The organism is Delftia sp. SD018, from assembly GCF_017355445.1.
In the GTDB taxonomy this organism is placed as follows: Bacteria; Pseudomonadota; Gammaproteobacteria; order Burkholderiales; family Burkholderiaceae_C; genus Comamonas; species Comamonas acidovorans.
Genome location: NZ_JADDRN010000017.1, coordinates 101,957 through 125,444, shown reverse-complemented (window position 1 = coordinate 125,444; position 23,488 = coordinate 101,957). Strand labels below are relative to the sequence as shown.

The following is a 23,488-nucleotide window of genomic DNA, read 5'->3' as shown; positions in this document are numbered from 1 at the left end:
TGGACCCGAGCAACCGGGCTTTGCAGGAGCGCATTTGGGCGCTGGAGGATGAGCAGGCAGCGACCGGCAAGGCCTACGACATGTTCCGCCGCGTCTACCAACGCGAGCGCGATGTGCTCAGCGAGCAGGCGGCGGCGGTGCAGGAGTCGATCAGTGCCATCAGCGCTTCGGTCAGCATGCTCAACAGCGCGGCCGCGGATCTGTGGGGCAGCGTGGACAGCACTCAGCAGCTCCTGGCGGCGCGGGGCATGGCCTACGTGGAGCAGGCCCTTGCGGGCATGCGCTCCGGTGCATCTGCCTCTGACTATGCCGGCCTGCAGAACGCGATCAGCGCGGCGCGCAACGGCATCTCCAGCGGCGTGTACGCCACCGAGTTTGATCGGCAGCGCGACATCCTGGTGCTGGCTGGCCAGCTGTCCGAGATGGGGGATATCGCGGGCCAGCAGCTGACGTTTGAAGAGCGGCAGTTGAAGGCGCTGCAGGCCCAGATCGATGGTCTGGACCGGTTGGCAACCATCGCCGACGAGCTGGTGAACGGCTCGGAAACGCTGGTGGGAACGGTCGATGAGCATTTCAACAAGCTCATGGCTTTTCTGAATCCGACCAAGCCTGACCAGCCTGCGGCCGGAGGAGCCGGCGGCGGTGGTGGTGGCGGTGCACAACTGGGCGGGGGCGGACCCAGTACCGTGGGTACGCCCGTCTTTGACCCCAATGCGGGGACGCTGACCTACCCGGACGGGAGTGTCGCGCATCTCACTCCCGATGAGGTGTATTGGCACACGCTAATCCGGGGCGACAACTGGAACGGACCGGCCTTCGCCTCGGGTGCGGCCTTTTCAAACAGCGTCGTGACCCGTCCGACGCTGTTCGATATGGGGCTCATGGGCGAACGGGGTGCGGAGGGCATCTTGCCGCTGGCCAACGTGGGCGGGCGTCTGGGGGTGTACGCAGCCACCGGTGGTGATCGCTCAGGTGTTGCTGAGCTGAGAGACGTGCTTGAGCGGCTCGATGCGCGCATGGCACAGATCGCAGCGAACACGAACCCATTGCCCGGCTATGTCGATCAGCGCGACCAGGTGAGCGAGGGCGGCGCTGCGGATCGGGTTGAGGTGATGAATGTCGAAGAGCTGAGCGGCGCAATTGCGAACGCTCTGAGAAAGGGAGGAGTGACAGCATGAATATCTTGCTGCCCATCGCTGTGACGGACTCCATGTTCATGGCGGGAACGAATGTGCCCGCCGTGGATGTGGACGCTGGCGAAATTGCGTGGCTGGCTTCGGGCAACTACGTCATTGACGATTTGAGGGTCTATGCGGGCGCCGTGTACTCCTGTGTGAAGGAGCATGCGGCGACTGCTGCCAGCCCCAAGCCGGATGTAGACCCGGAGCGCTGGCTGTTCAAATGGCCCAGCAATCGAATGGCGCCATTCGATGAATACATCTACACGCGCGCAAAAAAAGCCCCGGTTCTCCGATACGTCTTGAGGCCGGGGTTTTTTACTGGCTTTGCCATGTATGGCGTCGAGGCTGATGAGATCGAAGTGACGTTGCTTGAGGAGGCCGGCGGCGTGGAGCTTTGGCACGACAAGTGGCCGATGTGGGAGCAGGCCTTCGGGCTGTGGGAATACCTGTTCGGCAATCTGCGCCGCGAAACGAAGTTCACAAAGAACGGCTTGCCCCTGCGGCCTGCATCTGAGCTGGATTTGACCTTGCGGCGCAACAGCCCCAGCGTGGCAGCGGAACTGGGCTATCTGGCAGTGGGCCAATGGCGCACGTTCCTCGCGCCTCGATCCGACCAAGGTGGCTCGGAATGGGGCGCCGAGGTGTCTCCCAAAAGCTATGCGTACTTCAAGCGCATGCCCGATGGCACCTACACGCGCCGCACGGGCCGGCAAGCCGATGTCATCACCGCCAGCGTGCTGATCGATGCATCGCAGGCGGCCGCAGCCAAAGACCTGCTGCGCCGCGTTCTTGACATTCCTGTGGCCGTCGAAGTGAGCGATGTGCCGGGCTATGGATACCTCAGCACGGTCGGTTTCGTCACCGGGACCGTCCGGGCTGAGGGCGTGCTCACCGCGCGGGTGACTATCAAAGTGGAAGGGAACGTATGACAGACATTGTTGCCGTGCCGCCAGCACGGCCATCCAAAGAGTTTCCGGCCGTAGGCGATCCGGAGTTCAACCGCAAGGCATTTGATTGGGCGGTTGAGGAAGTGTTGCTGGTCACGAATCTCTACGCCATGGCGCAGGCTACATACACGAATGCCGTGGCAGCGCAGGAGCGTGCAGTCACGGCTGGCCAGTTTGCGCAAGCTGCAGCCGTGGACTCGGAACTTGCCATGGGATATCGCAATGCGGCCAACCTGGCGGCGGGCACTGCGACCACGCAGGCGGGCATTGCCACAGCAGCGGCCGGCACGGCCACCGCTCAGGCTGGTCTGGCGTCATCTGCACGGTCCGGTGCCGAAGATGCCCAAGCTGGCGCGGTCGATGCCCAAGAGGGGGCGGAGGATGCCCGTGACAGGGCAAAGGAATACCGCGATCAGTCCGAGCAGTTCAAAGATCAAGCACAGATCTTTGCGACCGGCCAATTGAAGGCAACCAGCTCGGCCAGTGTGGTGCCGGGCGCCGGCGCGAAGAGCTTTCCGGTAGAGGCTTCGCGTTCCTTTGTGGTCGGCATGTACCTGGTAGCCACCTCGGTGAGCGACCCGGCAACACAGATGAGCGGGCCGGTCCAGAGTTACGACCCCGCAACGGGCGCGCTTGTCATTGCAGTGGACAAGTTCGCTGGTGCGGCGGCCAGGGCGGATTGGGCCATCGGCATCGCAGCCCGCGCCGGAGCTACCGCGCTCGCGCGCCAGGATGTGACTGCAAACACCCTCTGCGTGGCGGGGGTCGAATACGTCGTGGTGGCCCCTGGGATCACGTTGACCCTGCCGACGAACTGGAGTGACGACGAAGAAATAGCGATCACGGAAGCCATCGGAAATGGTGCTCAGTACACGCTTGTCTTCGGAGGCACAAAGCTGCGGGGCCAGACGATGGGCACGCAAGTCATCTCGGCCGTCTTCGGCAGCACTGGGGTGCTTCGGCATCACAACCCGGCTCAAGGACTCGTATGAACACACTCTCTTCCCTCCTTGGCCAGGGTGGCGGCAACTGGCCGCTGTGGTCGCCCACGCGCATCGTGCTGCAAGACCAGATCGTGCGCAGCCCGCTCGATCACGAACTGTATTCGCGCACATCGGCCACTGGCTCCAGCGCGACGGACCCGGCTGACGACATCGTCAATTACAAGGCCGAGTCATACAAGCGCTGGACAGCGATTGTCTGCGATGCCGAGCTGCGCAATCCGGCTGGCTCATTCGCCATTGGTACGAAAAAGATCTCCACCCCTGTGGTCGCTGTCAATGTTCGCACGCTCGTGCTGGAGATGATCGGCCGGGGGGTGGTGGATTTCATGGCGGTTATGCGTGGAGGGTCAGGCCCGATGCGCACGGAGCTGGTGATTGATGGCCGCACTGTCTATGACGACACGAAGACATGGAGCGGTGCAGTCCAGTGGAGCATTTTTCTGGGCAATGCGAGCATGAGTGGCAGCGGTCAGCTTGACACCCCGATCGATGCGGGCACCCCCATCGAGTTCAAGCGCCACCTGCGCCTGTACATGACGCCATCCACAAGTAGTTTCTCGGGGCCAGGGCAAATCGCATACAAGCAAAGGAGCCAAGCATGAGCAGCGAAATGATCGAGGAAGTTATCGGCGGCGTGATCGTGAGGCGCTGGCCGGATGCGCCTGTGAACAGCGGCCCGCACCATATCAGCGTTGGAGCGTTCTTCGACCGCTTCGGCCCGCTGAAATGGGACATCCTCGCGGACCCGAATGAGCGAGTCAAAGCAGTACGCGAAGACGCGAGCGTGCGCAAGTACATTGATCTCGACAACCCGGATCTGCCTGCTGGCCTGGCCATCTTGCAGGCAGCGGGGCACGCCATCGATGCGGCCGCAATCCTCGACGCGCCGATACAGCCGCATGAGCTGCCCTGACAGATAACACCCCACAACAAACCGCCTTCGGGCGGTTTTTTCATGCCTGGAGGAGGGCACATGGACAACAACTGGTTCGATCAACTTCTACCGAAAGTGCCGGGGATTCTCGGCAGTGCAGGAGCGCTTATGTGGATGCAAGGTACATGGCCGCGCAAAGGGGCAATGCTGGTGCTCGGGATCGCGGCGAGCAACTACGGTACGCCTGACTTCGTGGTGGCGACAGGCCTTTCCGAAGGGCTGGCCGGCTTCGTCGTCGGCATGTTCTCGATGACTGCAGCCGACTGGGTGTTCCGGGCGTGGGATCAGTTCGCACTCGGGCCGCTGCTCAACGAGTGGGTGCGCAAGCGCCTGGGCCTGCCGCCAAAGGATGGGGGTGCTGTATGACCCCCCATTTCAGCCTGGCCGAACTAACGGCCAGCGCCACGGCCCAGCGCAAAGGCCTGGACAACACGCCCACTCCTGAGGCCCTGCAGCGCCTGGCACTTACGGCCGCGATGCTGGAGCGCGTGCGCGCGCACCTGGGCGTGCCCATCGTCGTCACCAGTGGCTACCGTTCGCGCGCTGTCAATGCTGCCGTGGGCGGCGTCACCAGCAGCGACCACGCCATCGGCGCGGCCGCTGACATCGTGGCGCCCGGATTCGGTGAGCCCTATGCCGTGGCCAAGGCTCTGGCGCCCCACGTCAACGCCCTGGGCATCGGGCAAATCATCTATGAGAGCGTGCGCGGCAAGCACTGGGTGCACCTGTCCACACGCACGCCGGACAAGTTCGTCAATCGCGTGATCACTGTCAGCGGCAAAAGCACGCTGGTGGGCATTCAGGAGGTGTAGATGCTGACCCTCCTCAAATCCCGCGCCTGGCAGCTCCTGGCCCTGGTGCTGGCTGCGCTGCTGCTTTGGCAGAGCGTTGGCCATCTGCTCGCTTTGCGCGCCGCCGACAAGGCCCGCGCTGACCTGGCGGCCGAACGCGCGGACGCAGCTGCAGCGGCTGCCGAAACCTCCGAACACTATCGAAAACTGGAAGGCACCTATCGTGAAAACCTCGACACCATTGCCCGCGAGACTGGCCAAGCGCAGGCCCGCGCTGTTGCTGACGCTGACGCTGCCCGCGCTGCTGCTGGCCGGCTGCGCGGCGACCTCGCCGACTACATCATCGCCCATCGTGCGGCCGCCAATGCTCGCGCCGCTGCCGGACAGTGCGCGCCAGACACCGGCGCCCTCGATCTGCTCGCCGAGCTGCAGCGCCGCGTTGACGACAGAGCGGGAGAGCTGGCGCGCATTGCTGACGATGCCCGGGGACGGGGCAGCGCATGTGAACGGGCTTATGACGCCAGTCAAGCCATGAGTCAGTCTGCTCGGTAATGCGCGAGCAGGCATGATGACTAGGCAGTCGATTAAATGCTAATTTGGCTTATTTGCAAAGCTCTATGAGTAATTTGATAGACGTTCTGAGTTCCTCCTGTGTAAATACGTTGCCGGAATCAGGATGATGGATGGCGTTTCTGATGTATGTGGGAAGTGATTTGTAAGTTGTATTTCCATGATGCGACACCTTTTCATGATGGCTTGCTTGGTATTTATTGTGGTCACAAATGAAAGTGTCGCAACTTTTTATTGTATTTTTAGATGTTTTATCCTGAAGCCAGCCGTACAGTTCAATATGATAATCATTAGAAATAAGATCGAATGCAAGAAAATTCGTCTCTGCACTTGTGATGCTAGGCAAGACAGCAGGCGCGTCTATCTTCTTTGCTACGATTTTATCGCCCTCATGCTCTAAGGTAACAACAATATTTCTCCCCTGATTAGCAAGAGCATGCTTTAATACGTGATCAGAATGAGTTGCAAAGAATAATTGGCATGTTTGTTTACCACTGACGTTGGTAAATAGACTTTTGTAATATTGTAGTATTTTTTCTTGCCATTTGGGATGCATGCTGAGCTCTGGCTCATCGATCATTATCGCGGAATCTTGAAGTATTCCGCTATTCTTCAGGAGAAATATGCCTCTGAAGACGATTTGCTTTTCACCGGTACTAAGTTTGTCTATGGAAACTGCCTTTCCATTTTTTATAAATTTTATTACCTTTTCCCCAGATTCGTTGACAACCTTGTCATATGCTAATCCTTGAAAAAAAGTATCGAATGAATTTTTGAATCGATAAATTTTGGAGTTAGGGTAGTAATCCCGCCATGCCTGTGGAGCGTCATTGCGACTCTTGTTGATTTCTGTATAATCAGCGTTGTCTTGATTTTCCACATCAACGATAAGTTGCTTTAATGATGTAAAATCATCTTCGTTATCATTATTATATTTTTCCTTGTCTAGCGAGCTTGTTGCAGTTGATTTTATAGTTCCGGTTTTGTAGTCTGCCCTCGCTTTTGAAAACACGCAGCCATAGCTCCTTAAGTCAGTATCATTTTTTTCTATGTCATGTCGACCATTGGATTTATCTCTGAGAATTTGTTGAATTGTTCCATCTGGTCCTTCTATGTCAAAAAATGATTCAACATTATGTCCTGCTGACGATGGTAATGCTTTGAAAATGGCACCTTTTACAACATACTCAATATATTCGAAATTTTTGAAGGAGCCTAAGTTTAGGAAAGAGCTGAGATCTTCTAAAATCGTCGATTTTCCAGTTCCGTTTTCTCCCGCAAAAATTACTGTTTCGTACGGTTGATCAGAATCTGTATCTACAAAATCAAGTAGGAGATCTCCAAGTATTGGATGATTTTTCCATTTAACTGTGCGAATTTTCATAAGCTTATTGCTTCTTTAGTTCCGTTCTAGGTTGATGCGGTAGCTCGTCTGTAGACGTTGGACTGGTTGTCTATCAACCGATGGCCGCGTTTTCATTGTGCCGTAAGTCCTTTAGGTGGAAGTTCGTTGATTGTGACAAAACTGCTGCGGTGACCACTGACGCCTATCCAGCTTCGATCCGCAGCGAGCGGGGGCTCGTCGTGGCCTACTCCGCAGGTATCTCAGTCCTATGTCGTGAGAGCCATACTAAAAGTGAGCACGCGACGGCTCTACAGACACCGGCTCCAAACCGCTGTAAACCCAGTCTCCATCTAAATCTGTCACGACAAACCAATCGGGCAGAACCTTGTCGATGAAATAGTCCTCTGGCAGGCTTGGCAGGATCTTCGCCTCTGGCACGCCAAATCATCGAGGCATTGTTAGGAGGGTCGGGAACAGCTCAACTTTAAGAGGAATTTTCATGAGGGCACCTCGGGTTGTTCTGGCTCTTGAGCCGTTGAGGACTGTTCTCCGGCGATCCAATTGCCTTGCCTGTCCACAGTCAGCAACCGGGCGACGCCTCCGCGTGCGATCAGCACCAGGTCAATCTTGTAGTCGCGCTCTGAGGCATGGGGATCGGGATTGACACCCCGGGCGTACACAACGATGCGCTCAAAAGTGTCCGCAACAAGCTGGCGGGCCTGCAGCCTGGGCTCAATCTCCTGTGCCTCCACTCCTGCAGCCAGCGCTCGCCAGGCAGCATCGGCTCCTGAGATGTCTGTGCGCGCCGCACCTGCCAAGTCCAGTTCGGCCGCCTGCAGCTTGGCTTGAGCAGCGCCCAGGTCGACCTCCAGCTGGCGAGCGCGCCGCGCGAAAACTGCCGGCGTTCCCTCATTGGCGCTGGCCAGCATCACGTCGGTGAGCTTGTCGAGCTGGGCGCTTATCTGGTCCACTTCCTGGCGGGCTGCTACCACCTGGGCGCGCGGTGCCTGGCTGCGGTCTGCTCCGTACAGGGCCTGCAGGTTAACGATGTCGCTGCAGTAAGACATGATGGCCCGCTCCACCGGCGCCGCGCTTGTGCTGCCCGACACAGGGCAGCCGCCACCATAGGCTGCGGCCGAGGCGCAGAGCAGGCGCCGGTTTCCGTCGCGCAGGCGCCCGTCTGGCAGTCGATTCTTGGTGGCGAGGTGCTGGCCAGACATCGGGCGGCCGCAGTATCCGCAAATGGTGATGCCAAGCCCTGTGATGACATGCGGCAAATCACCCTTCACTCGTCGGCGGCCGCTCTGCGCTGCCACACGCTGCAGCTCGGTCCACTCGTCTGCACTCAATAGAGCAGGGTAGTAGTCACGCAGCTGGTACTCCTCGCCATCGATGGAGACGGGCTTGATGCCAGCGAGCTGGGGCATTTTGAGCAGGCGGTAGATCTGGTGTGTCCTGTTTTCGGCAGACGTGGTGTAGAGCTGCAGGCCTTCGGCGTCAAGGCGCTGGACGATACCTTTGCCGCCGTGCCCCTGGACATACAGCTGCACAGCCCGGCGTACTGCGGCCGCACGGCCGGCGTCAATCTCCCATCCCCCCTCCACCTCCCTGACCCATTCCGGGTCATGTCCCTGCCGCACATGCCCTCTGTACGTGCCGTTCTGCCACCCCTCGCACAGGCGCCTGATGCTGGCTTTCACGCGCTTGCTCTTCGTGTCGCTTTCTTCATGCGCGCGAATCATCACCAGCAGGCTGTAGACCAGATCCATGGGGTTTTCTTTGAGCCGTGCTCGGCTGTAGGCCTTTCCGTCGCTCGCTGTGACCACGGTGATGCCCGCATTTACAATCTGGGCCAGTTGCGCCTGAGCCTGGATGGGCTCTGCGCGAGAGAGGCGGTCCAGCCCCTCCACGATCAGCACAGATCCATGCGGTACACGTCCGTCCTCCACGGCCCGCAGGAACACCCCGAGCGCACCACTTTTTATGTGCTGCTGGTGGTAAGCGCTCAGGCCCTCGTCGCGGAGGGTCAGGCTGCTGTCAAGCTGCAGGCCGTGCTCCGAGGCCCATTTTTCCGCGTATGCCAGTTGCCTGTCCGTGCTGCTCCCCGTTGACTGCTTGGGGTCCGAGAACCGCAGGTAGCTATAGACAAGACCTTTAGAAGTTTTTCCCATGAATGAAACTGCTGTCAAAGTGGATCGGCTGCCCCGTATAGGTATGGTATCCCTCGGGTGCCCCAAGGCACTCACGGACTCTGAACTCATCCTTACCCAGCTCAGCGCCGAGGGTTACCAGACCTCCAAGACCTTCGAGGGCGCTGACCTGGTGATCGTCAACACCTGCGGCTTCATCGATGACGCCGTGCGCGAGAGCCTGGACACCATTGGCGAGGCGCTGGCCGAGAACGGCAAGGTCATCGTCACGGGCTGCCTGGGCGCCAAGGCGGGCAAGGACGGCGGCAACCTGATCCAGGAAGTGCACCCCAGCGTGCTGGCCGTCACCGGTCCGCACGCCACGCAGGAGGTGATGAACGCCGTCCACACCCATCTGCCCAAGCCTCACGATCCCTTCATCGACCTGGTGCCGGGCGCCTTTGGCGAGGCGGGCATCAAGCTCACGCCCAGGCACTACGCCTACCTGAAGATTTCCGAGGGCTGCAACCACCGCTGCACCTTCTGCATCATCCCTTCCATGCGCGGCGATCTGGTTTCGCGTCCGGTGGGCGATGTGCTCAAGGAGGCGCGTGCGCTGTTCGAGGGCGGCGTCAAGGAGCTGCTGGTGATCAGCCAGGACACCTCGGCCTATGGCGTGGATGTGAAGTACCGCACGGGCTTCTGGGACGGCAAGCCGGTCAAGACGCGCATGCTCGAACTGGTGCAGACGCTGGCCGAGATCGCCGAGCCCTATGGCGCCTGGGTGCGCCTGCACTATGTCTATCCGTACCCCAGCGTGGACGAGATCATTCCGTTCATGGCCACGGGCCGCGTGCTGCCCTATCTGGACGTGCCCTTCCAGCACAGCCATCCCGATGTCTTGAAGCGCATGAAGCGCCCCGCCAACGGCGAGAGGAACCTGGAGCGCCTGCAGCGCTGGCGCGAAATCTGCCCGGATCTGGTGATCCGCTCCACCTTCATCGCGGGCTTCCCCGGCGAGACCGAGCAGGAGTTCGAGCACCTGCTGCAGTTCCTGCGCGAGGCGCAGATCGACCGCGCGGGCTGCTTTGCCTACAGCCCGGTCGAAGGCGCTGCCGCCAACGAGATTCCCGGCATGCTGCCCCTGGAAGTGCGCGAGGAGCGCCGCGCGCGCTTCATGGCCGTGGCCGAAGAGGTTTCCACTGCGCGCCTGCAAAAGCGCGTGGGCCAGACCATGCAGGTGCTGGTGGACAAGTCCGTGGGCCTGGGCAAGAAGGGTGGCGTGGGCCGCAGCTATGCCGATGCCCCCGAGATCGATGGCCTGGTGCACCTGCTGCCGCCCGAGAAGGCCAGCAAGACCTACAAGGTGGGCGACTTCGTGAAGGCGCGCATCGTGGGCACGCAGGGTCACGACCTGGTGGGCCAGCCCGTGTAAGGCCTGCATTCGCATCCCTGAAAAGCGGGCAAGGTTTTCCTTGCCCGCTTTTTTTGTCCTTGATGGTCCAAGGCCTGATTTTGATCAAGGCGTTCAGGTCGCTTCGCTGAAATGCTGTCCCTACTTTGACGCAAAGAAAGGATGGCGCGAATGAACAGGACCATGAAGGCCGCCGTGGTGCGGGAGTTTGGCAAGCCGCTCACCATCGAGGAAGTCCAGGTGCCCCGGCCCGATCCCGGCCATGTGCTGGTGAAGATCGAGGCCTGCGGCGTCTGCCATACCGACCTGCACGCGGCGCAGGGCGACTGGCCCGTCAAACCCAATCCGCCTTTCATCCCAGGCCATGAAGGCGTGGGCTATGTGGCCGCCGTGGGTGCAGGCGTCACCCATGTGAAGGAGGGCGACCGCGTCGGCATTCCCTGGCTGTACACGGCCTGCGGCCATTGCGAGCATTGCCTGGGCGGCTGGGAGACGCTGTGCGAGCAGCAAAAGAACACCGGCTACTCCGTCAACGGCGGCTTTGCGCAGTACGCGCTGGCCGATGCAAATTTCGTGGGCCTGCTGCCCGGCAGCGTGGACCTCATCGAGATCGCACCCGTGCTGTGCGCGGGCGTCACCGTCTACAAGGGCCTGAAGGTCACCGACACCAAGCCCGGCAACTGGGTGGTGATCTCGGGCATCGGCGGCCTGGGCCACATGGCCGTGCAATATGCCAAGGCCATGGGCCTGAATGTGGCGGCGGTGGACGTGGATGACGACAAGCTGGCGCTGGCCAGGCGCCTGGGCGCACAGGTCACGGTCAATGCCATGACCACGGACCCTGCAGCCTACCTGAAAAAGGAGATCGGCGGCGCACACGGCGCCCTGGTGACGGCGGTATCGCCCAAGGCCTTCGAGCAGGCGCTGGGCATGGTGCGGCGCGGCGGCACGGTGTCGCTCAACGGCCTGCCGCCCGGCAGCTTCCCGCTGCCCATCTTCAACATGGTGCTCAGCGGCGTGACCGTGCGCGGCTCCATCGTGGGCACGCGGCTGGACCTGCAGGAGTCGCTGGACTTCGCGGCCATGGGCAAGGTCAAGGCCACCGTGTCCACAGACCGGCTGGAGAACATCAACGACATCTTCGCGCGCATGCATGAAGGCAAGATCGAAGGGCGCGTGGTGCTGGACCTGAACGCCTGACGCCTTGCCCTCTCCCAAAAAAACAGGCTTCCCTCGGGAAGCCTGTTTTGCATGGCGCACGCCTTACACCATGCGGCGGATGGGGCGCTTCTTCCAGACCAGCTTGTAGTAGGCGGTCTGAAGGCACAGCGTCAGGGTGTAGGACAGCGGAAGCGCCATCCAGATCCCCATCAGCCCGAAGCTGCGGCTCAGCCACCAGGCCATGGGCAGCTCCAGCACGGCGAGCACTGTGATGGTGATGGCCGTGGGAATGACCACATCGCCGCTGGCGCGCATGATGGACGACAGGGCGATGAAGCAGCCCAGCAGCAGGCCGCTCCACAGCACGATGTACAGCAGCTCGATGGCCAGCACCAGCACCTGCTCGTCGGTGATGAACATGCCCAGCAGCGGCCGTGCGAACAGGCTGCCGATCAGGGCCAGGGCGGCGCCCAATGCCAGGTTCATGCGGATGGCCGTGGCCGTGATGGCTCCCAGGCGCTCGCTGCGGCCCGCGCCGATGGCCTGGGCTCCGAGGATGGAGGCCGTGATGGCGACCGAGATCACGGGAAACTGCGCAAACGAGTTGATCTGGTTGACCGCGCCGTAGGCGGCCGTGGCGCTGGAGCCGAAGCCGTTGACCAGCGACACGACGACCAGCCCGGCCATGGACGAGGCAATCATCTGCACGCCCGTGGGAATGCCCACGCGCAGGATGCTCTTGAGCAGGGTTCGGTCAATGCGCATGGCCTTCCACAGCGCGGCGTTGGGCGCCAGCGGACTGCCGATGCGGCGCAGCCGCCAGCCCAGCCAGGCCAGCGCCAGGGTGAAGCCCAGGATCATGGACACGCCCGCGCTGGCCACGCCCAGGCGCGGCAGGCCGGCCCAGCCCGCGATCAGCGCCGGGGTGCAGGCCAGGCCCGTGCCCGTGGAGATCAGCAGGGCCAGCATGGGCGAGACCGTGTCGCCCACGCCGCGCAGCAGCGAGGTGGCCAGCAGGAACACGAACAGCCCCGGCATGCCCAGCAGCACGATGCGCGAGTACAGCGTGGCCTGCTCCATGATGTCGGGCGGCGTGCCCAGCAACCGCATCAGCGGCTCGGTGAACAGCCCGCCGAACAGGGCCACGATGGCGCCGAACAGCAGTCCTATGCACATGGCCGTGCCCGCAATCGCGCGCAGCTTGTCATGCATGCGCGCGCCGTAGGCCTGGCCGATCAGCACCGAGGAGCCCGCGCCCAGGCCGATCACGAAGGCGATGAAGAGGAACATCACCGGAAAGAAGGCCGCGACGGCGGCCAGCGCCTGCACGCCCAGCATCTGGCCGATGAAGACGCTGTTGATGGTGCCCGACAGCGATTGCAGTATGTTGGCCAGCACCATGGGGCCCAGGAACACCAGAAAGGTGCGCCACAACGGCTGGCTGCCGGCAATGGGCGGCCCGCCGTGGCTGGATGCGGCAGGCGCGGCGGCCTGGGGCAGGGGTTCGGTTGGTTTCGTCATGTTGTGTCTGGTAATGCGACGAGAAAAGCGGTGAGATTGGGCCGGTTCAGGTCTTCAGTCCTGGGCTGGCGCCGCAGGTGAGTCCGCCCACACGGGGCCGCCCAGTTGCTGCAGATAGCTTCGCACATCCTCGGGCCAGGTGGCGGTGTGCTGTGCAAAGGCTTCGGCCTGGCGTGCAAACAGGGCGCGGCTGGCGTCCTCGAAATGGGGCAGGTCGCCCGCCATCTCGCTCATGAAGCGGTAGACGGCTTCGGTGGCGGCGCGCACGGCATCCTGTGCGGCGTGCTTGCCGCGCGCCTCCTCGATCAGCCTGCGCAGTGCGCCGGAGGCGCCGCCGGGCTGGCGGTTGAGCCATTCCCAGTGGCGCGGCAGCAAGGTCACCTCGCGCGCCACCACGCCCAGCTTGGGGCGGCCCACGCTGCGCGGGGCGGCGGCTTCGGCGGGGGCAGGCGCTGAGGCCAGCTCGCTGCGCCAGTCCAGGTCCAGCCGCATGCCACTTTGGTCGTCGAACACCCACAGCGGCGGCGCGGATCCGTTGCCGTGGGCCTGTTGCTCATGGCTTTGCAGGAACTGCAGGATGGCCGGCCTGCCGGCCTGCAGCAGCCGGCTGTGGCCCTGGAAGATGGTGTAGCTGGGGGCGGGCTCGGCGGCCGCTGCGCTGGATTTGGTAGTCATGCGGTGGATATTAGCCGGGTAAAATTCGCAAGTCAATTAAATCCGGGTAAATATCTGCATGAATACTGCGCGCCCAAAAGAAAAAGCCCCTGGCAGAGGCTGCCAGGGGCTTCGCAGAGGGAACTGCAAGCGTTGTTTAGACGCGCTTGCGGTACTCGCCCGTGCGGGTGTCGATTTCGATCTTGTCGCCCTGGCTCACGAACAGGGGCACGGGCACTTCGAAGCCGGTGGCAATCTTGGCAGGCTTGAGCACCTTGCCCGATGTGTCGCCCTTGACGGCGGGTTCGGTCCAGGTGATTTCGCGTTCCACGGAAGTGGGCAGTTCGCAGGAGATGGCCTTGCCGTCGTAGAACACGACTTCAGCTTCCATGCCGTCTTCCAGGTAGTTGATGGCGTCACCCATGTTGGTGGCTTCCACTTCATACTGGTTGAAGTCGGCATCCATCCACACGTACATCGGATCGGCGAAGTAGGAGTAGGTGCACTCCTTCTTGTCCAGGATCACGTTGTCGATCTTGTCGTCGGCCTTGAAGACGACTTCGGTGCCCATGTTGCCCAGCAGGGACTTGAGCTTCATGCGGACGGTGGCGGCGCCGCGGCCACCGCGAGCGTATTCGGTCTTCAGGACGATCATCGGGTCCTTGCCGTGCATGATCACGTTGCCGGCGCGGATTTCTTGAGCGATTTTCATAGCTTGCTTGGCTGAGGTTGAGCCGCTCAACAGGGCAGGCAAGCGAAGTCGCTGGGACGGTGCGCCTGCCGCAGTTCCGCGGCGGGTGCAACCCTGGTTGGTCTATGGCGGCCGGCTGGCGGTCGCCCGCAGCGGCGCCTCCAGGGAGGCAAAACGTGCATTCTAGCTTTTTTCGGTCACGAAAGCTTGTAGCTGCTCAATCAATGGGGTCTGTTGCAGCAGCCGCAAGCGTGCCGCCTGCACGCATTCCTGCCATTGCTGCAGCAGCGCAGGCGTGATTGCGGGCAGGGTGCTTGCCGGTGCCATGCCGTTCCAGGCATGGTGGAAGGCGCGCAGGCTGGCTGGTGCCTGCAGCCAGTCAAGAAAGGCGTCGAGCTTGTCGTGATGGGCGTCGTCGTGCTGGGGATAGATGTGCCAGACCAGCGGCTGGCCCGCCCACAGCGCGCGCACCAGCGAATCCTCGCCGCGCACCAGGTTCAGGTCGCAGGCCCAGAGCATTTCGTCGAACTGAGGTTGGGGGCAGGGCTGCAGCGCATGCCGGGTCACCGCGCCTTGTTCCGTGGCGGGCACGCTGGCCATGGCCTGTTGCACGGCGGCGGCTGCGCGCCCCGGGGTCACCAGCAAATGCGTGGCCTGCGGCGCAGGGGGCGCTGCATGCAGTTGGGCCAGCCATTGAGGCAGGGCAGGGGGTTCGTAGCAGAACAGCGAGATGGCGCAATCGCCAGTGCCTATGCCGTGGCGTGTGCGCCAGGCCTGCCGGCCCTCGGAAGCAAAGGCTGCCTGGCGCGCGGCCAGGTCCGCCTCGCGCAGCAGGCCGCCCGTGGCGGCCGTGAAGCCCGGGTAGAAGAACCAGCGCGTCCACCCCGCAGCCGGCCCCGACATCAGCGGCGAGGGCAGGCGGTGGCAGCGCTCCACATAGTCCTCTGCCGACAGGTATTCGAGGTTGATCCACAGCGGTGCCCGGCGCGCGATGGCCGCCAGAAAGGGCGGCGGGATCTCGCAGCCGAAGGCCTCGATGACCACATCGCCCACGGCCTGCGGGACATCCTGCGCCTGCGTGGGCCAGCCGTGCACGCTGAGCCCGGCCGGGTGGGGCCGGGGAGCCATCCAGGCCAGGGCGCTGGCGTCGTCCATCCACAGCCGCACGCGCTGGCCGCGTGAGGCCAGGTCGGCCGCCGCGCGCCAGCACACGCCGATGTCGCCGAAGTTGTCTATGACCTGGCAGAAGATGTCCCAGGTCCGTGCAACGGCCTGCTCTGGCAGAGGGGCCGGGGGGATGGGGTTGAAGGCAAGCATGGGAATCAGGGTTCGCACAGGTGTTCGACCAGCAACTGCGCCACTGGCGGCAGTGCCTCTTGCGAGCGCACGCACAGCATCAGCTGGCGCTCGGCCCAGGGCTCGTCCAGCGCAATGCAGCGCAGCGGCAGGGCGCCCAGGTACAGGCGTGCGCTGCCTTCGGGCAGGATGCCGACGCCCAGGCCCGAGGCCACCATCAGGCACAGTGCGTCATAGCCCGTGACCTTCATGCGCAGCCGGGGCTGCAGGCCCAGGTCGGCCGCGGCGCGCGTGATCTGGTGGTTGAGAGCGCTGCCGGCGTGCATGCCCACCAGGTCATGGTCCAGCACCTGGGCCAGCCGCAGCGAGCGCCGCCGTACCAGCGCATGGCCCTGGGGCACGATGACGATGAGGCGGTCGCGCCGGTACGGGCGCAGGCGGATTTTCTCTCCGTAGCTGCCCTGGTTGAGGATGCCGATGTCGGCCTCGTTGTCGGCCACGGCGCGCGCGATGTCGCTGCTCACCCGCTCCTGCAGGCGCACGTCCACATGCGGGTGCTGGTCCAGGAAGCGCTGCAGCTGGGAGGGCAGAAACTGCGTGATGGCCGAGATGTTGGCCATCACGCGCACATGGCCGCGCAGGCCGCTGCCGTACTCGCGCATCTGCTCGCCGATGCCGTCCAGGTCGTTGAGCACGCCGCGCGCCATGTTCAGCAGCGCATAGGCGGCAGCCGTGGGTACGCTGCCGCGGTTGCTGCGGGTGAACAGCTCCACCTGCAGCTGGCTCTCCAGCTCGGCCAGCCGCCGGCTGGCGGCCGAGGGGGCGATGTGTTCACGTGCGGCGGCGCGGGCGATGGCGCTTTCCTCCATCACGGCCACGAACAGGCGCAGCGAAATCGGGTCGAGTTTCATGGGGTGGCGATTATCTCCCGGCCCCGCCCGGCTGGGTTCTGCCATGCCGGTTTGCGATGGCAGCGTCGCACTTGAGCGTTTTGCAGCGCGCGCGGACGGCGGCAAGATCGGCGCCGCGGCAATGCCATCGGAGGCTGGCCGCAGGAGACAAAGAGGAAGCGCTAACCCATGACACAACAGACAAGGCTGGTTCCCACCCCCGGCGCACTCAACGGTGTGCGCGTGGTCGAGATGGGGCAATTGATCGCAGGGCCGTTCTGCGGCAAGACGCTGGGCGAGTTCGGCGCCGACGTGGTCAAGATCGAGGCGCCGGGCGCGGGCGATCCGCTGCGCAACTGGCGCCTGATCAAGAACGGCACCTCGGTCTGGTGGCAGGTGCAGTCGCGCAACAAGCGCTCGGTGGCGCTGGACCTGCGCCAGCAGGAGGGCCAGGACATCGCGCGGCGCCTGATCGCCGAGGCCGATGTGCTGGTCGAGAACTTCCGCCCCGGCACGCTGGAAGGCTGGGGCATGTCGCCCGAGGAGCTCCATGCGCTCAACCCCGGCCTGGTCATCCTGCGCATCTCGGGCTACGGCCAGACCGGCCCCTACCGCGACCTGCCGGGCTTTGGCGTGATCGGCGAGGCCATGGGCGGCCTGCGCCACCTGACGGCCGAGCCGGGCCGCGTGCCGGTGCGCGTTGGCGTCTCGATTGGCGACACGCTGGCCGCGCTGCATGGCGTGATCGGCGTGATGATGGCCCTGTACCACCGCAAGGTGAACGGCGGTGCCGGCCAGGTCATCGACGTGGCGCTGCACGAGGCCGTCTTCAACGTCATGGAAAGCCTGCTGCCCGAATACAGCGCATTTGGTGCCGTGCGCGAGGCGGCGGGCAGCGCGCTGCCGGGCATTGCGCCGTCCAACGCCTATCCCTGCCAGGACGGGTGGGTGCTGGTGGCCGGCAATGGCGACTCCATCTTCAAGCGCCTGATGGCCACCATCGGCCGCCAGGACCTGGCCGACGATCCGCAACTGGCCGACAACGCGGGTCGCGTGGCGCGCATCGCCGAGATCGACGTCGTCATCGGTGGCTGGACGCGCTCGCAGAGCGTGCAGGCCGTGATGGACCAGTTGGCGGCCGCGCGCGTGCCGGCCGGCAAGGTCTACACGGCCAAAGACATTGCCGAGGACCCGCACTACCGCGCCCGCGACATGATCCTCAGCCAGCACACGCGCGACGGCGACGACATCGAGGTGCCGGGCATCGTCCCCAAGCTCTCGCTCACGCCCGGCACGGTGCGCAGCAGTGCGCCCCATGTGGGCGATGACACCGATGCCGTGCTGGCCGAGGCCGGCCTCACGGCCCAACAGATTGCGCTGCTGCGCAGCAAGGGAGTGATCCAATGAATGCCGTCCACCCCACGGATGTCTGGCAGGGCGCGGGCCGCCGCGTCTTCTTCAACGAGGTCGGGACGCGCGACGGGCTGCAGATGGAGCAGGCCTTTGTCCCCACCGAGGACAAGATTGCCCTGGTCAATGCGCTGTCGCAGGCCGGCCTGTCCAAGATCGAGGTCACGGCCTTTGTCTCGCCCACGGCCATTCCCGCGCTGCGCGATGGCGAGATCGTCATGCGTGAGATAGAACGCCGGCCCGGCACCGTCTATACGGCCCTGGTGCCCAATGCCCGCGGCGCCGAGCGCGCCATCGAGGCGCGCACGGACGAGCTCAACCTCGTCATGTCGGTCAGCGAGACGCACAACCTGTGCAACCTGCGCATGCAGCGCAGCCAGTCGTTCGCGGCGCTGGCCCAGGTCGTGGCCACGGCGCAGCAGGCAGGCGTGCCGGTCAACGTCTCGCTGTCGTGCTGCTTTGGCTGCCCCATGGAGGGCGATGTGCCGCAGCAGGAAGTCTTCGACTGGGTGCAGCGCTTTGCCGACCTGGGCGTGCAGGGCATCACGCTGTGCGACACCACGGGCATGGCCTTCCCGACCCAGGTGCGTGCCATGGTGGCCGCCTTCCGGCAGCGCTGGCCGCAGCTGGGACTGACCCTGCACTTCCACAACACACGCGGCATGGCCCTGGGCAATGTGCTGGCCTCGATCGAGGCGGGCGGCGACCGCTTCGACGCCTCCATCGGCGGCCTGGGCGGCTGCCCCTACGCGCCCGGCGCATCGGGCAATGCCTGCACCGAGGACATCGTCCACGCGCTGCAGCTCATGGGCTACGACACCGGCGTGGACCTGGCGCAGATCGTCGCGGCCGCGCGCAGCCTGCCCGCGCTGATCGGCCATGACACGGCCAGCCAGATCGCCAAGGCCGGCGCGCGGCTGGACCTGCACCAGCCGCCAGCCGACTTTGCAGCCATCCGCGAACGGGCCTTGGCCAAGGGCTGAGGCCGGCGCGCATTCTCATTCACAAGAACCGAGCAAACCAAGGAGACAAAGATGAAGAAGATTCAACGCAGACAGATCGCAGCCGTGGCCATGGCCATCGCAGGACTGGGCCTGGGCGGCACAGCCGCGCTGGCCCAGGGCGGCTACCCCGCCAAGACCATCACCATGATCGTGCCGGCCGCAGCCGGTGGCACCACCGACCTGGCGGCGCGCATGGCGGCCCAGGCGCTGGCGCCGGTGATCGGCCAGTCGGTGGTGGTGGACAACAAGGGCGGCGGCAACGGCTCCATCGCAGCCAGCCTGGTCAAGCGTGCCGAGGCCGATGGCTACACCCTGCTCATGCAGTACTCGGGCTACCACGTCATCTCGCCCCACCTGACCAAGGCCCGCATCTGGGAGCAGGGCGACTTCCAGCCCGTGGCCAATGTGCTGTCGGCGCCGCAGATCATCGTGGTGCGGTCCGAGCTGCCCGTGAAGACGCTGGCCGAACTCGTGGCCTATGCCAAGGCCAACCCCGGCAAGCTGAACTACGCCTCATCGGGCAATGGCTCGCTGCAGCACGTGACGGGCGCCATGCTGGAGCAGCAGGCCGGCATCAAGATGGTCCACGTCCCCTACAAGGGCACCGGCCCCGCGCTGCAGGACCTGCTGGGCGGCCAGGTGGACCTGACCTTCGGCACGGCGCCGCCCTTCATGCCCCACGTGCAAAGCGGCAAGCTGCGCGTGCTGGCCGTCACCGGCGCGCAGCGCCTGCCCAGCCTGCCTGATGCGCCCACCACGGCTGAGGCCGGCTATGCGGGCGTCAACGCCACCTCCTGGTTTGCCGTGTTCGCGCCCGCCGCCACGCCCAAGCCCGTGATCGACAAGCTCACGGCCGACCTCAAGAAGGTGGTGGAGAACCCGGCCTTCAAGCAAAAGGCACAGGAGCAGGGCGCCACGGCGGACTACATGTACCCGCAGCAGCTGGGCGCCATGGTCAAGACCGAGTGGTCCAACTGGGCCCAGGTGGTCAAGTCCTCGAAGATCGAGGCCGAGTAAGAGCCCGAGGGCCCGCAGGCCCGCTGCGGCGGGCCCGGGCAGCGGCCACAATAGGCGCATGTCCGAACCCCATTCCGATGAACTGCTGGCCCAGGTGGCAGCGCTGCCGGGCCTGCCCGGCGTCTACCGCTATTTCGACGCGGCAGGCACGCTGCTGTACGTGGGCAAGGCCATCAACCTCAAGCGCCGGGTCTCCAGCTACTTCACCAAGAACCATGGCGGCACGCGCATAGGCCACATGGTGGGCAAGATCGCCCGCATGGAGACCACGGTGGTGCGCTCCGAGGCCGAGGCCCTGCTGCTCGAAAACAACCTCATCAAGACGCAGCACCCCAAGTACAACATCCTGTTTAGGGACGACAAGAGCTATCCCTACCTGAAGATCACCGGCGTGGCCGCGCGCGACGGCCAGGCTGGCGAGCCTGCCCACCAGCGCTTCGCGCGCATGGCCTACTACCGTGGTGCCGTGGACAAGCGCCACCGCTACTTCGGTCCCTATCCCAACGCCTGGGCCGTCAAGGAAAGCATCCAGCTGCTGCAGAAGGTCTTCCGGCTGCGTACCTGCGAGGACACGGTCTTCGCCAACCGCTCGCGCCCCTGCCTGCTCTACCAGATCAAGCGCTGCAGCGGCCCTTGCGTGGATCTGATCTCGCCCGAAGCCTATGCGCTGGATGTGCGCAATGCCGAGGCCATGCTGCGCGGCGAAACCCAGGAACTGCTGCGCCAGCTCGAGGCCCGCATGATGGAGCACGCCGGGCGCATGGAATACGAGCAGGCCGCCGAGGTGCGCAACCAGATGACGGCGCTGTCGCGCGTGCTGCACCAGCAGGTCATAGAAACCGCCGACGACCGCGACGTGGACATCCTCGCCGTGAAGGTGCAGGGCGGCCGCGCCTGCGTGAACCTGGCCATGGTGCGCGGCGGCCGCCACCTGGGCGACCGGCCGTACTTTCCCGCCAACCTGGGCGATGCCGCCTCGGTCTACGCCGGCGAGGAAGAGGCCAATCTTGCCGAATCCGCGCGCCCGGTCGAGGACATCGTGCTGGAGGCCTTCATCGCCCAGCACTACACCGGCGTGGCCGTGCCGCCCGTGCTCATCGTCAGCCACCCGGTGGACAAGAAACTGCTGGCGCTGCTGAGCGAGCAAGGCGGCGTGCGCATCACCGCCGTGCAGCAGCCGCGCGAGCAGCGGCGCATCTGGCTGGAGATGGCGCAAAAGAACGCCGACATCCAGATGGCCCGCCTGTTGGCCGAAGAAGGCTCGCAGCAGGCGCGCACGCGCGCGCTGGTCGAGGCGCTGGACCTGGCCTGCGAGAACCTGGACGAGCTCACCATCGAATGCTTCGACATCTCGCACACGGCGGGCGAGGCCACGCAGGCCTCCTGCGTGGTCTTCCATCACCACAAGATGCAAAGCAGCGAGTACCGGCGCTTCAACATCGAAGGCATCACGGGCGGCGACGACTATGCCGCCATGCGCCAGGTGCTGACGCGCCGCTACAGCCGCGTGGCCGAGGCGCAAAGAGAGGCGGGCGGTGCCGAGCTCACCGGCAAGCAGCCGCAACTGCCGGACCTGGTGCTGGTCGACGGCGGCAAGGGCCAGGTCAGCATGGCGCGCGAAGTCTTCGAGCAGCTGGGCCTCGATGTCTCGCGCATCGTGGGCGTGGAAAAGGGCGAGGGGCGCAAGGTCGGCCTGGAAGAGCTGGTCTTTGCCGACGGGCGCGAGAAGATCTACTTGGGCTACGACTCGGCCGCGCTGATGCTGGTGGCCCAGATCCGCGACGAGGCCCACCGCTTCGCCATCACCGGCATGCGCGCGGCGCGTGCCAAGGTGCGCGTGGGCGGAGGCAAGCTCGAGGAGATTCCGGGCGTCGGCCCCAAGAAGCGAGCGCGCCTGCTGCAGCGCTTTGGCGGCGTGCGCGGCGTGTCGGAAGCCACCGTCGAGGACCTGTGCAGCGTGGACGGCATCTCGGCCGCGCTGGCTGAAGATATCTACCGTGCATTGCATTGAAATGACCGTCCCGCAGGCTGCACCGCGGGCCTTGAAACAGAACCTCAAACACCAAGGTACGTGACACAATGGCGGCCATGTTTCTCACAATCCCCACCTTGATGACCTGTACGCGGATCGTCGCGATTCCGCTGATCGTCGGGGTGTTCTACGCGCCGTTCGACGTGGCGACCCGCAACCTGGTCGCCACGGTCATGTTCATCGTCTTCGCGGCCACCGACTGGCTCGACGGCTACCTGGCGCGCAAGCTCAACCAGACATCGGCCTTCGGCGCCTTCCTCGACCCGGTGGCCGACAAGTTCCTGGTCTGCGCGTCGCTGCTGGTGCTGGTGCACCTGCAGCGCACCGATGTGTTCGTGGCCCTGATCATCATCGGCCGCGAGATCGCCATCTCGGCCCTGCGCGAGTGGATGGCGCACCTGGGCGCGGGCAAGAGCGTGGCCGTCCACATGCTGGGCAAGCTCAAGACCACGGCGCAGATGGTGGCCATCCCCTTCCTGCTGTATGACGGCCGCGTGTTCGGCATGATCGACGCCGGCGTCTGGGGCCAGGTGCTGATCTGGGTGGCGGCGGTGCTCACCGTCTGGTCGATGGTGTACTACCTGCAAAAAGCCCTGCCCGAGATCCGCGCGCGGGTCACGCACTGAGGGCCTTTCCGGCCGTTCCCGGGATCCTGCGCCAGACACGTCAAACTGTCTGGCGTTGCTATTTTTTTGGAAGCATTTGAATCAGGCAGGGCAGCCGCTGCGGCGTCGTGGATGCGAAGCGGTGAGGCGCATTGCAGCACTGGCAAGGCCTGCAGCGGACAAGTCCATTGTCAACCCTTGTCAATTCGTGAAGCCGCTAGCCTGCGCCGGGCGCAAAAAACCGGCCGCAAAGCCAAAGCTGGCGCCAAAACCGCATAGAATCGTCCCCTGTCGCTGCGATGCGCAGCGTGCATTGACACCTGGAAGGTCGATGGCTTTAATTCACCGATGTCTGCCCCGAGGCAGGCGTCGAACGGCAAGCCAGATTCCGTATCCGTCGCGCCGGGTTTCTGGCCGAGCCAAGTTGGTGGCCGCAGAGACATCCCATTCACTTATTTCTCCAGAGGCATCTTGTGAATAAAACCGAACTGATTGAGCACATCGCTAACAACGCCGACATCTCCAAGGCTGCGGCTGCTCGTGCACTGGATTCCACGATTGAGGCTGTGAAGAAAACCCTCAAAAAGGGTGGTACAGTGTCGCTCGTTGGTTTTGGCACATTCGCCGTTGGTAAGCGCGCTGCTCGTACGGGCCGCAACCCCCGCACCGGCGAAACCATCAAGATCAAGGCCGCCAAGGTTCCAAAGTTCCGTCCGGGCAAGGCATTGAAAGATGCCCTGAACTGACACCAGTCAAGGTGGGGTGCTTAGCTCAGTTGGTAGAGCGGCGCCCTTACAAGGCGTAGGTCGGCGGTTCGACCCCGTCAGCACCCACCAAGAACAAAAGGCGAACGAAAGTTCGCCTTTTCTATTTCTGCCATTGAAAGACGACA

At 63.7% G+C, this 23,488-nt stretch carries 23 protein-coding genes and 1 tRNA gene; 17 read left to right on the top strand and 7 right to left on the bottom strand.

The window, feature by feature from the left end; translation table 11 throughout:
- Positions 1-20 precede the first annotated feature (20 nt).
- From INR38_RS17870 to INR38_RS17835, 8 genes are read left to right on the top strand one after another with little or no spacing between them, the layout of a single operon-like run.
- A complete protein-coding gene (locus INR38_RS17870) occupies positions 21-1,178 on the top strand; it encodes a phage tail tape measure protein (protein ID WP_207444412.1) in 1,158 nt (385 codons plus the stop codon).
- The gene (locus INR38_RS17865) at positions 1,175-2,110 is read left to right on the top strand and encodes a hypothetical protein (RefSeq protein WP_207444413.1); all 936 of its coding nucleotides are present in this window, start codon (positions 1,175-1,177) and stop codon (positions 2,108-2,110) included. The genes INR38_RS17870 and INR38_RS17865 overlap by 4 nt, the downstream gene beginning before the upstream one ends.
- Positions 2,107-3,120: a hypothetical protein gene (locus INR38_RS17860; protein ID WP_207444414.1), complete on the top strand. Its 1,014-nt coding sequence runs from the start codon at positions 2,107-2,109 to the stop codon at positions 3,118-3,120. Before INR38_RS17865 ends, INR38_RS17860 begins: the two co-directional genes overlap by 4 nt.
- Complete coding sequence (locus INR38_RS17855) at positions 3,117-3,734, top strand: hypothetical protein (RefSeq protein WP_207444415.1); 618 nt, start codon at positions 3,117-3,119, stop codon at positions 3,732-3,734. Before INR38_RS17860 ends, INR38_RS17855 begins: the two co-directional genes overlap by 4 nt.
- Positions 3,731-4,045 (top strand): hypothetical protein, encoded by a 315-nt coding sequence (locus INR38_RS17850; protein ID WP_207444416.1) that lies wholly within the window; start codon positions 3,731-3,733, stop codon positions 4,043-4,045. The genes INR38_RS17855 and INR38_RS17850 overlap by 4 nt, the downstream gene beginning before the upstream one ends.
- 60 nt (positions 4,046-4,105) lie before the next feature.
- Positions 4,106-4,432, top strand: coding sequence for a hypothetical protein (locus tag INR38_RS17845; RefSeq protein WP_139223868.1), 327 nt, complete (start codon positions 4,106-4,108; stop codon positions 4,430-4,432).
- Positions 4,429-4,878, top strand: coding sequence for a D-Ala-D-Ala carboxypeptidase family metallohydrolase (locus INR38_RS17840; RefSeq protein WP_207444417.1), 450 nt, complete (start codon positions 4,429-4,431; stop codon positions 4,876-4,878). Before INR38_RS17845 ends, INR38_RS17840 begins: the two co-directional genes overlap by 4 nt.
- Entirely contained in the window at positions 4,879-5,409 is a 531-nt protein-coding gene (locus INR38_RS17835) for a DUF2514 family protein (RefSeq protein ID WP_207444418.1), read from the top strand.
- A gap of 49 nt (positions 5,410-5,458) precedes the next feature.
- Here INR38_RS17835 and INR38_RS17830 read toward each other — a convergent pair whose 3' ends face one another.
- Both INR38_RS17830 and INR38_RS17825 read right to left on the bottom strand, forming a co-directional pair.
- On the bottom strand, positions 5,459-6,811 hold the full coding sequence (locus INR38_RS17830; protein ID WP_207444419.1) for an AAA family ATPase: 1,353 nt from the start codon (positions 6,809-6,811) through the stop codon (positions 5,459-5,461).
- A 458-nt stretch (positions 6,812-7,269) separates the two neighbouring features.
- On the bottom strand, positions 7,270-8,943 hold the full coding sequence (locus INR38_RS17825; protein ID WP_207444421.1) for a recombinase family protein: 1,674 nt from the start codon (positions 8,941-8,943) through the stop codon (positions 7,270-7,272).
- On the opposite strand from INR38_RS17825, the gene rimO reads away from it, so the two are divergent.
- Together rimO and adhP are read left to right on the top strand one after the other, a co-directional pair.
- Positions 8,942-10,336, top strand: coding sequence for a 30S ribosomal protein S12 methylthiotransferase RimO (rimO, locus tag INR38_RS17820; RefSeq protein WP_013803131.1), 1,395 nt, complete (start codon positions 8,942-8,944; stop codon positions 10,334-10,336). The two genes, INR38_RS17825 and rimO, sit on opposite strands and share 2 nt — an antisense overlap.
- Before the next feature lie 150 nt (positions 10,337-10,486).
- Positions 10,487-11,515, top strand: a complete 1,029-nt coding sequence (gene adhP, locus INR38_RS17815) for an alcohol dehydrogenase AdhP (protein ID WP_034391942.1) — start codon at positions 10,487-10,489, stop codon at positions 11,513-11,515.
- Positions 11,516-11,578: 63 nt separating this feature from the next.
- Here the strand turns inward: adhP and INR38_RS17810 are convergent, their stop codons facing one another.
- From INR38_RS17810 to INR38_RS17790, 5 genes are all read right to left on the bottom strand, one after another.
- A complete protein-coding gene (locus INR38_RS17810) occupies positions 11,579-12,997 on the bottom strand; it encodes an MATE family efflux transporter (protein ID WP_071954990.1) in 1,419 nt (472 codons plus the stop codon).
- Between the two features lie 54 nt (positions 12,998-13,051).
- A complete protein-coding gene (locus INR38_RS17805; protein WP_207444441.1) occupies positions 13,052-13,672 on the bottom strand; it encodes a DUF2239 family protein in 621 nt (206 codons plus the stop codon).
- Between the two features lie 136 nt (positions 13,673-13,808).
- Entirely contained in the window at positions 13,809-14,363 is a 555-nt protein-coding gene (efp, locus tag INR38_RS17800) for an elongation factor P (RefSeq protein WP_012204719.1), read from the bottom strand.
- Between the two features lie 162 nt (positions 14,364-14,525).
- Positions 14,526-15,659 (bottom strand): elongation factor P maturation arginine rhamnosyltransferase EarP, encoded by a 1,134-nt coding sequence (gene earP, locus INR38_RS17795; RefSeq protein WP_207444440.1) that lies wholly within the window; start codon positions 15,657-15,659, stop codon positions 14,526-14,528.
- A gap of 5 nt (positions 15,660-15,664) precedes the next feature.
- Positions 15,665-16,549, bottom strand: a complete 885-nt coding sequence (locus tag INR38_RS17790; protein ID WP_012204721.1) for a LysR family transcriptional regulator — start codon at positions 16,547-16,549, stop codon at positions 15,665-15,667.
- A 168-nt stretch (positions 16,550-16,717) separates the two neighbouring features.
- Here INR38_RS17790 and INR38_RS17785 point away from each other — a divergent pair, with 168 nt between their 5' ends.
- The 7 genes from INR38_RS17785 (at position 16,718) to INR38_RS17755 (ending at position 23,432) form a co-directional block, all read left to right on the top strand.
- A complete protein-coding gene (locus INR38_RS17785; RefSeq protein WP_207444439.1) occupies positions 16,718-17,935 on the top strand; it encodes a CoA transferase in 1,218 nt (405 codons plus the stop codon).
- Entirely contained in the window at positions 17,932-18,921 is a 990-nt protein-coding gene (locus INR38_RS17780) for a hydroxymethylglutaryl-CoA lyase (RefSeq protein ID WP_034391949.1), read from the top strand. Before INR38_RS17785 ends, INR38_RS17780 begins: the two co-directional genes overlap by 4 nt.
- A 51-nt stretch (positions 18,922-18,972) precedes the next feature.
- A complete protein-coding gene (locus tag INR38_RS17775) occupies positions 18,973-19,959 on the top strand; it encodes a tripartite tricarboxylate transporter substrate binding protein (RefSeq protein ID WP_207444438.1) in 987 nt (328 codons plus the stop codon).
- 58 nt (positions 19,960-20,017) lie between these two features.
- On the top strand, positions 20,018-21,970 hold the full coding sequence (gene uvrC, locus INR38_RS17770; RefSeq protein WP_063326573.1) for an excinuclease ABC subunit UvrC: 1,953 nt from the start codon (positions 20,018-20,020) through the stop codon (positions 21,968-21,970).
- Between the two features lie 77 nt (positions 21,971-22,047).
- Positions 22,048-22,617 (top strand): CDP-diacylglycerol--glycerol-3-phosphate 3-phosphatidyltransferase, encoded by a 570-nt coding sequence (gene pgsA / locus INR38_RS17765; RefSeq protein ID WP_207444437.1) that lies wholly within the window; start codon positions 22,048-22,050, stop codon positions 22,615-22,617.
- A gap of 452 nt (positions 22,618-23,069) precedes the next feature.
- Positions 23,070-23,342 (top strand): HU family DNA-binding protein, encoded by a 273-nt coding sequence (locus tag INR38_RS17760; protein ID WP_012204727.1) that lies wholly within the window; start codon positions 23,070-23,072, stop codon positions 23,340-23,342.
- A gap of 14 nt (positions 23,343-23,356) precedes the next feature.
- Positions 23,357-23,432 (top strand) — tRNA-Val (locus INR38_RS17755).
- Positions 23,433-23,488 lie beyond the last annotated feature (56 nt).